The sequence below is a fragment of the Microbispora sp. CSR-4 genome (assembly GCF_008033685.1).
Lineage (GTDB): Bacteria > Actinomycetota > Actinomycetes > Streptosporangiales > Streptosporangiaceae > Microbispora.
In genome coordinates, this window is sequence record NZ_VJVX01000180.1 from 1 (window position 1) to 1,120 (window position 1,120).

At 64.7% G+C, this 1,120-nt stretch carries 1 protein-coding gene; it reads left to right on the plus strand.

The features are described from left to right. Positions 1 to 515 precede the first annotated feature (515 nt). On the plus strand, positions 516 to 1,085 hold the full coding sequence (locus FLV34_RS39330; RefSeq protein WP_261986086.1) for a DUF2637 domain-containing protein: 570 nt from the start codon (positions 516 to 518) through the stop codon (positions 1,083 to 1,085). The last annotated feature ends 35 nt before the right edge of the window (positions 1,086 to 1,120 follow it).

The window sequence follows — 1,120 nt, forward strand, 5'->3', positions numbered from 1 at the left end:
GCAGCACGATAGAACAGCACCCGAAGCTCCTGGCGATGACGGTGATGGTTGTGGTGATCAACCCGTCTACCAGGAGCTTCGCCACATCATGAGGAAAACCCGAGCATCGCGATCATGCTGTGACCGGCTTAGCCGCCCGGCGGATGAAAAACGTTCAGAGGGGAAGATCGAGCTCAGGGCGTGGAAATCCTGCGCTGACCGCCGGAAATCTGCCGGAGAAAGGTGTGTCAGGTCGTCGCCGCGCCCTGGGCGACAAGGGCGACCACCCGCGCAACGTCTACCTGCCTGAGGACGCCGTCCTCCGGCGCGTCGACAGCCGGCTGTGCCAGGCGTCCGCGCCGCGGCGCCGGGGGCATCGTGTCGCCCATCCCTGGGCAAAGCAAAAGTGAGGGCCGAGGTGAATCTCAGCCCTCACATGATGAAAAGGTTCGTGTCCGAGGGGGGACACACGCGATACGTACATGCCCTTCGCGGCGTCCACCACGCTCGTTCTCCCTGGTCGGGAGGGCTGAGCGGTGGGGGAGCCGAGCACTCACGCTGTTCGCCGCATCCAACGTACGACGATCGCGGGTGTCGCGCTACTGGCGCTGATCGCAGCCGTCGTGTCGTTCAGGCACATGCACGAACTTTGCCTGCGGCACGGTGAGGACCACCTGGCGGCGGTACTGATCCCGCTCGCCGTCGACGGCCTGATCGTTGTCGCCTCGATGTCCATCCTCCTGGCCAACCACTACGGCTCCCGCGGCGGCCTCCTGGCGTGGAGCCTCCTCGTGGTCGGCAGTCTCGCCAGCCTCGGCGCGAACGTCGCCGTAGCCGAACCCAGCCTGATCGGCCGCGTCATCGCCGCCTGGCCGTCGCTGGCTCTGATCGGCAGCTACGAGCTTCTGATGTGCCAGATCCGCCGCTGCGCGGGAGGACGGGCCGAAGCTCAGGAGCTGCCTGTCTTCAGCCCTGACCCTCCCGCCAATGCAGAAGCCGACCCCGTCGAGCTACAAGAAGATCAGGAGGAAGACACACCGGTTAGCGTCCATGGGAGTGGTGTACGGGTGATCTTTCCCTTGGTGCGACGGGAGAGATCCATGTGACAAGAGACGGCCACTTCGTAATCCTTCGATTCGCA